The sequence below is a fragment of the Sphaerospermopsis sp. LEGE 00249 genome, assembly GCF_014299995.1.
In the GTDB taxonomy this organism is placed as follows: domain Bacteria; phylum Cyanobacteriota; class Cyanobacteriia; order Cyanobacteriales; family Nostocaceae; genus Sphaerospermopsis; species Sphaerospermopsis kisseleviana.
Genome location: NZ_JACJUZ010000046.1, coordinates 34,093 through 41,716 on the forward strand (window position 1 = coordinate 34,093; position 7,624 = coordinate 41,716).

Below are 7,624 nucleotides of genomic sequence, written 5' to 3' on the forward strand. Positions count from 1 at the left end.
TAAATACATTTTAATTAATTTGCAGATTATGAATTTTGGTCTTTATTTGTACGGTATTTTCCCTGAATCAATTTCTAATTCTCTCGAACTTAAAGGATTAGATGGACAAACTGTTCTGAGTCAAGTAATTGATGGATTTACTTTTTTATACTCAGAAGCTTGTCAAGAAAAATATTTAGCTTCTCGCCGAAATTTATTGGCTCATGAAAGAGTTTTAGAAGAAGCAATGAAGGCGGGATTTCATACGCTTCTACCTTTGCGCTTTGGATTAGTTGTTAAAGATTGGGAAGAAATTAATAGACAACTGATCCAACTATATAAGCAGCAGTTAGAAGAATTATTTAACAAGTTAGCAGGACAAAGAGGAGTAAGTATTAAGATTCTTTGGAATACTAAGTCTGAAGTCCAAGCAATGATGGAATCTAATCCAGATTTAAAACAGCAGCGGGACAAGATGGAGGGTAAAAACTTAAGCATGGAAGAGATTATTGGTATTGGGCAGTTAATTGAAAGTAATTTGCAGGCTCGTAAAGAAGCTGTAATTCAAGCTTTCTCGGAGGAATTAAATCCTTTAGCAACAGAGGTGATTGAAAGTGAACCGATGAATGAAGAAATGATATACAATGCCGCATTTCTCATTCCTTGGGAAAGCGAATCTGTATTTAGCGAGCGCGTGGAGACTATTGATCAGAAATTTGGCGATCGCCTACGTATTCGTTACAATAATTTTACTGCGCCCTACACATTCGCGCAGCTTGTTTCTGAGTAGTCTACCTAATTTCTTGCAGCCCCAAACTGTGATGTTAACAAGTTGGTTTTTGCTGAAAATAACTTAAAAACTCAATAGGATTTATCAATATGTTAATGAAAATTTTACTAGCTCCGATAACTGGACCAATTGGTGGAGTTGTCTGGATTGCAGAGAAAATCCAAGAGCGTACAAATACAGAGTTTGATGCTCAAGAAAATTTGCATAAACGATTATTAAGTTTACAGCTTGCCTTCGATCTCGGTGAACTTGGTGAAGAAGAATTTGAGGCTCAAGAAGAGGAAATTCTTTTAAAAATTCAAGCATTGGAAGAGGAAGCCAACAGAGATGCTGAAGCTGAAGAATTACAGCTTGTCTAAATTATCAGTACAATCCTGGCGGTGTCTAGATTGCATAGATTATTGTTTACCTGCTATAATCTCTGAAATCTGGAAACCATTTACTGGTAATGACAACGTCTGCACACAAAGTAGTGCTTCCTAGCAAAAACTTATCTGGTAATTATCTTGAGGATAAGAGTAGAAAACCCGCTCATGCGGGTTAAAGTTTAAACAAAAATTAATATTCAATCTCAAAAGTGTGGTAATTATGCGGTTCACTAGTTTCCTTTTTCTGAGATATATTTTGAACAGTTGTTGAGTGAGGTTGACGTAATCTATGAATGGTTTTTTCCGTTTCTTCGATCTGATGATTTAGAACGTCTAACCTTTGTTGGAGTACAAACATTCTTTCTTTAATTCCATATAACTCTCGTTGGATACGTTGCTTTTCAGTCACCATTTTATAAAGCTCTAATTGACTTGAAGCATCTGATTTATTTCTAGGCATCGTACTAACTTTAGCCCTAATCAAACCGCGGTTGCGAATATTTTTCATGAAAAGTACCTAAATATTTTCAACATTATAACTAGTTTTATTCAATTGTAAACGCCTAAATACTCAAATAATAGATTTTTTTTATAAATTCAGAAAATATCAAGTTGTAGTTTTAATGATTATAAAAAATTTGTCAGTCATTGGTTGTATGTCTCTATGGAAAAAAGATGGAATTAGAAAACTTCTACACTTATGCTTTTTTAGAAACTCCTAGCTTTCCCCTAACCTTGCCCCAAGGAATTGCTAGTCAAGTAGTTTTGATTAATGGTACTCAACTTTCTGCTATTGTCGAGCCTGGAATATCTTTAGAATCGTGCCAAAAAAATGATGCAGAAATTATCCAGATGGCTTTATGTCATGATCGAGTTATTTGTGAAATTTTTGAGCAAATTACAATTTTACCATTAAGATTTGGCACTTGTTTTAAGTCTCAAACAAAACTACTTGACTATCTAGAATTGCATAGCCAAGAATATCGCAAACAGCTAGAAAAAATCAAAGGTAAAGTCGAATTTTGTTTAAAACTAATTCCTCATTCCTTACCTGAAACAGAAACATTTACGGAAAAGGGGAGGAATTACTTTTTAGCTAAAAAGCAACAATATCAAAATAGACAAAACTTTACTATTGCTCAAGATACAGAAAAACAAAACTTAATTGATGTCATCAGAAATGTACATCAATTGCCAATAGTTATTCAAGACAAGCAAGAAGAAGTAAGAATTTACATTTTGGTTGGCTCTCAAGATAAAATTTTAATTTTAGAACAATTTTTAAGTTGGCAAAAAGCTTGCCCACGCTGGGATTTATCTTTGGGAGATGTTCTTCCACCTTACCATTTTATTTAATGCTTATTAACTATTATTTGATTGATTTTGAAAATTATGAACCAGTACGATTCACTTAATTTACTTCTGTTTAGCGGCAAAGGCGGAGTCGGTAAAACCACCATGTCTTGCTGTTTTGCTCGTTATTGGGCGACAAAGTTCCCGGAAGAAAAAATCTTATTATTGTCCACAGATCCGGCACATTCTTTAGGAGATGTATTACTTGCAAAAGTGACAGATGATGCTGCACCAATAGCAGATTTACCCAATTTGAGTATTCAGGCTTTAGATGCTCAAAAACTGCTATTAGAATTTAGGGCAAAATATAGTCAATTTTTAGAACTATTAGTGGAAAGAGGAAGTTTAGCTGATGGAGAAGATTTAGCCCCAGTTTGGGATTTAAACTGGCCTGGCTTAAACGAACTGATGGGATTACTAGAAATACAAAGGTTACTATCAGACAAAAGCGTTGATCGCATAGTAGTTGATATGGCACCTTCTGGACATACCTTGAATTTATTGCGCTTAAAGGATTTTCTAGATGTAATTTTAAATTCATTAGAATTATTCCAAAAGAAGCATCAAGTGATCACAGAAACTTTCACAGGTAGTTATACCCGTGATGAAGTTGACAACTTTTTAGCTGATCTCAAATTTCAATTATCAGAAGGTAGAAGACTACTACAAGATAATCACTTTACAGGTTGTTTAGTAATTGCCATTGCTGAACCGATGTGTTTGGCAGAAACAGAGAGATTTTTAGAACAGTTAAAAACCTTAGATGTTCCCTACTCAGGAATATTAATCAATCGCATTTTGACAGATGCCAATATAGATCCAGATCGTTATGCAGAGCAGGAAAAATACCTACAAAAGTTCTTAAATATTTCCCAAAATCAACCAGTTTTTATTGTCCCACAACAGCCATCAGCCCCGTTAGGTAATTTAGAATTAGATCATCTAGCCGCACAAATTCAAAAAATTGAGCAAGTTGAACTGGTATCTGCTCCAGTCATTACATGGCCAGTGAGAATACCACCCAGCTTTAGTGATTTTTTAGCAGCAGGATGTCAACTAATTATTGTCGGCGGCAAAGGCGGAGTCGGTAAAACTACAGTATCAGCAGCAATGGGTTGGGCTTTTGCCAATCATTATCCTGAGCAAAAAATTCGTGTTATTTCCATAGATCCTGCTCATTCTTTGGGAGATGCATTTGGAGAAAAATTAGGGCATCAGGCCAAATTATTAGCTCCTAATTTAAGCGGACAAGAAATTGATGCTGACAAAATATTAGATCAGTTTCGTACTGATTATCTTTGGGAATTGGCGGATATGATTAGTGGTGAAGGAACAGCAACAGACACAAATGTCAATATGGCTTATCTGCCAGAGGCTTGGAGACAAATCATGTCTCAAGCTTTACCAGGAATTGATGAAATGCTATCCCTAATTACCATTATAAATTTATTAGAAAGTAACCAGCAAGATTTGATTATTTTAGATACTGCTCCTACAGGTCATCTGCTACAATTCTTAGCAATGCCCTCAGCTTTAGGAGATTGGTTATCTTGGATATTTAAGCTATGGATGAAATATCAAGACGTTTTGGGTCGAGTTGATTTCATTGGACGGCTACGTAATCTGCGCCAACAAGTTATCCAAGCTCAAAAGAAATTGAAAGACCCCAAACACACCCAATTTATAGGAGTAATTCAGGCAGAGGAAGCAATTATAGCTGAACATATCCGCTTAACAGAATCTCTGAAAAAAATGGGAATTCAACAACGCTATGTGGTGCAAAATCGCTACAATCAAAATTCAGAAATCAATCAGGGCTTATTTTCAGAACAAACGATTATTCGCTTGCCTCAATTACCCAGGTCGGTAGAACCAATAGACCGAATTAAAGGCGCGGCTGATCTTTTATTTGCATTTGAGGAACTAACCTCCAATTAAAGAACAATTTAGCCGCAACAATATTTTTGTAAGTTCATTTTAGAAAGGGATGTCATGAGTGATTTATTTAAAGGATTTGAGCAGTTCATAGAATTGGTCGAGACGTTACAAGAAAAAATTGACAGTGGAGAAGTGAAAACTGATGTGCAGTTTAACACAAGATCCGTCAGTAGTATTCCCAGAACAGGCAATATTCCCCGTGGGAGTAGTAGCAATATAGGGACTAGTCGGATCCGCACTCCTTCCTCTCCTTCTGCTTCCCCTTCTCCTTCCTCTCCAGCCGCTAATGCAGGTTCATCAGAGCCGATCATACCACCGGATTCTAATTCGGGTATGACCCTCAAAGATATCGGCGGACTGAGTGAAGTTCTCAAAGAACTCAAAGAACTAATTGCTGTTCCCTTAAAACGCCCTGATTTGCTGGTTAAATTGGGACTAGAACCCACACATGGCGTACTGTTGGTAGGACCTCCGGGTACTGGTAAAACTCTGACAGCCAGGGCCTTGGCTGAGGAATTAGGAGTTAACTATATTGCCCTAGTCGGACCAGAAGTAATCAGCAAATATTACGGAGAAGCAGAACAAAGACTGCGAGGTATCTTTGAAAAAGCAGCCAAAAATGCTCCCTGTATTATTTTTATTGATGAAATTGATAGCCTCGCCCCAGATCGCAGTGCAGTGGAAGGGGAAGTAGAAAAACGTTTAGTTGCTCAGTTATTAAGCTTGATGGATGGTTTTACCCAAACTCAAGGGGTGATTGTTTTAGCAGCTACTAACCGCCCTGACCATCTTGATCCAGCCCTACGTCGTCCAGGAAGATTTGACCGGGAAATTCAGTTTCGCATTCCAGACAACAACGGACGCAAAGAAATATTACAAGTTCTGACTCGTAATATGCCTGTGGATGATACGGTCAATTTGGAATTTATCAGCGATCGCACTGTGGGATTTGTAGGTGCTGACTTAAAAGCCGTATGTCAAAAAGCAGCTTACATCGCCTTACGCCGTCAAGTTCCTTCGATTGATGTGCAAGCTCCTGACACTATGACGGTGAATCAATCGGATTTTATACAAGCACTCAAAGAAATCAAACCAGCAGTGCTTCGTAGCATGGAAGTTGAAGTCCCCCATGTGGAATGGGAAGATATTGGTGGTTTGGAGACAATTAAGCGAACCCTACAGGAATCTGTCGAAGGAGCTTTACTGTATCCAGAACTTTACCGCCAAACCAAGGCCGTAGCACCCAGGGGCATCTTGCTTTGGGGTCCTCCGGGAACTGGTAAAACTTTATTAGCTAAGGCCGTAGCTTCCCAAGCCAGAGCTAATTTTATTGGTGTCAATGGTCCAGAGTTACTTACTCGTTGGGTGGGAGCTAGTGAACAAGCTGTGCGAGAATTATTTGCTAAAGCCAGGCAAGCTGATCCCTGTGTCATATTTATTGATGAAATTGATACCTTAGCTCCAGCACGGGGAACTTACACTGGTGATTCGGGAGTTAGTAACCGCGTAGTCGGGCAATTACTCACTGAATTGGATGGTTTAGAGACGGGAACTAATATTTTAGTCATTGGGGCTACTAATCGTCCTGATGCCCTTGATCCTGCTTTATTACGGGCAGGAAGATTAGACTTGCAATTCAAGGTCGATTTACCTGATTTAGCCAGCCGTCTAGAAATTTTGCGAGTCTACACTGAGGGCAGACCTTTGTTAGATGTGGATTTGGCATATTGGGCTGAGTCCACCGAAGGCTGGAACGGAGCAGATTTAGTTTTGCTGTGTAATCAGGCTGCTGTGAAAGCAATTCGCCGTTTTCGAGACCAAGGGGAAACAGACCCGGCTGCTATTAGGATTACTCTTGATGATTTCCAGTATTCTTATCAAATTCTAATGGAGCAGCGAACCGTTAGCTAGAGGCAAATCGGGGCAACCACGGGGGATTGCCCCTACTTTTTTTGTTAACCTCCGGGAGTCAGAAGTAAGGTGTGTTTATGTTCCTGGACGTGAGCGAATATGATCAGGTATATGGTAGCGATCGCCTAATATCTCCAACAATGGACCATTAACATCAAATTTCACCTTACTGACTGAGGCTACTAAAATATTGACTCGATAGCGATAACATCCCAAATCAATTCCTAGTAAGCTACAAAGTATAATCCGAATTGTGGCTTTATGGGAAACTACTAAAACATTACCTTCTGGGTGTTTCTCTATAATTTCAGTAATCACAGGTATTGCCCGGTTAGCAATTTCTACGGCTGTTTCTCCTCCTAGAGGTGCATTCCAAGCAGGTTCTGACAACCATTTGATATAGTTTTCTGTGTAGTTCTCTTGTACAAAGGATTTACTTTTGGTTTCCCACACACCATAACTACCTTCTCTGAGTCCTTCTGCTATATAAAACCTAGACAAAACTAGACTTTACTTTCTACTTCAACGGGAGCATGGGAGCAGTTATCCCTCAGTAGACTTTCACGCCTTAGCCAGACGCGATTGTGTTCCAATTAAGTTTCTGAAAAAGACTACCACCATCATTGCTTGGTTTTCGCGTCGGCAATAGTCTCAATTCAATACTTGATATCACCGTATTATATATCAAGTAGTTGATTTTTTCCTAAAAATATATTGATTTTTGTCAATACAAGTATAGTTTTGTCTATGAAATTGTCAACTTAGGACTTGCTCTTACCTGCATATCTATTCCCAGAGCATCACAAAATGGCTTGGCAGTGGCAATGGTGCGTTTCATGGGACTAACATAAACCCCTTCCCATTGCAATTGTTTATAAACATCGGCAAAACTTTCTGCCATCTGTATTCCTGCGGTTGTCAATTCTGCATCGGTTTCACCACAGAAATTGCCATTTTGACTAAATGTTGTTTCCCCATGTCGCAGTAAATATAAATTGAGTGCCATAGGTTTGATTGCAATTGGTAATCAGGTTTATAGTCAGCGAAGTCGAACTGAATTTGTGCAAAAATAAATTACCATCAATCTTGCAATTGAATATGTGACACCAGCACAAAGTGATTAGTTAGGGGTTGCTGAATAAACCTAAAACCTTGATATATCAAAGGTTAGAGGCTGATAAACACAGAAATTAGTGCAAGGGTTTTGAAGGGTATACCGGAAAAAGTGTGCATTTTTGGGGATTTCAAGAGATGGCAAAGAAATTTTCAAATCTCCTCCTGACTC

The 7,624-nt window shown here is 38.4% G+C and carries 7 protein-coding genes and 1 pseudogene; 5 read left to right on the top strand and 3 right to left on the bottom strand.

Annotated elements, in window-relative coordinates:
* Positions 1-28 precede the first annotated feature (28 nt).
* Complete coding sequence (locus H5968_RS16125) at positions 29-769, top strand: GvpL/GvpF family gas vesicle protein (protein ID WP_187040754.1); 741 nt, start codon at positions 29-31, stop codon at positions 767-769.
* 89 nt (positions 770-858) lie between these two features.
* The gene (locus H5968_RS16130; protein ID WP_096567126.1) at positions 859-1,128 is read left to right on the top strand and encodes a gas vesicle protein GvpG; all 270 of its coding nucleotides are present in this window, start codon (positions 859-861) and stop codon (positions 1,126-1,128) included.
* A 199-nt stretch (positions 1,129-1,327) separates the two neighbouring features.
* Here H5968_RS16130 and H5968_RS16135 read toward each other — a convergent pair whose 3' ends face one another.
* On the bottom strand, positions 1,328-1,645 hold the full coding sequence (locus H5968_RS16135; RefSeq protein WP_137668580.1) for a gas vesicle protein: 318 nt from the start codon (positions 1,643-1,645) through the stop codon (positions 1,328-1,330).
* A 167-nt stretch (positions 1,646-1,812) separates the two neighbouring features.
* Here H5968_RS16135 and H5968_RS16140 point away from each other — a divergent pair, with 167 nt between their 5' ends.
* The 3 genes from H5968_RS16140 to H5968_RS16150 are packed head-to-tail and all read left to right on the top strand — an operon-like array spanning position 1,813 to position 6,339.
* Complete coding sequence (locus H5968_RS16140) at positions 1,813-2,493, top strand: GvpL/GvpF family gas vesicle protein (RefSeq protein WP_187040755.1); 681 nt, start codon at positions 1,813-1,815, stop codon at positions 2,491-2,493.
* Positions 2,494-2,529: 36 nt separating this feature from the next.
* Positions 2,530-4,428, top strand: a complete 1,899-nt coding sequence (locus H5968_RS16145) for an ArsA family ATPase (protein ID WP_187040756.1) — start codon at positions 2,530-2,532, stop codon at positions 4,426-4,428.
* A gap of 54 nt (positions 4,429-4,482) precedes the next feature.
* Positions 4,483-6,339, top strand: coding sequence for an AAA family ATPase (locus H5968_RS16150; protein WP_096567120.1), 1,857 nt, complete (start codon positions 4,483-4,485; stop codon positions 6,337-6,339).
* Between the two features lie 75 nt (positions 6,340-6,414).
* On the opposite strand, the pseudogene H5968_RS16155 reads toward H5968_RS16150, so the two are convergent.
* A pseudogene (locus tag H5968_RS16155) lies at positions 6,415-6,825 on the bottom strand (histidine phosphatase family protein); the annotation flags it as partial.
* A gap of 259 nt (positions 6,826-7,084) precedes the next feature.
* Positions 7,085-7,345: a histidine phosphatase family protein gene (locus tag H5968_RS16160; RefSeq protein WP_370569781.1), complete on the bottom strand. Its 261-nt coding sequence runs from the start codon at positions 7,343-7,345 to the stop codon at positions 7,085-7,087.
* Positions 7,346-7,624 lie beyond the last annotated feature (279 nt).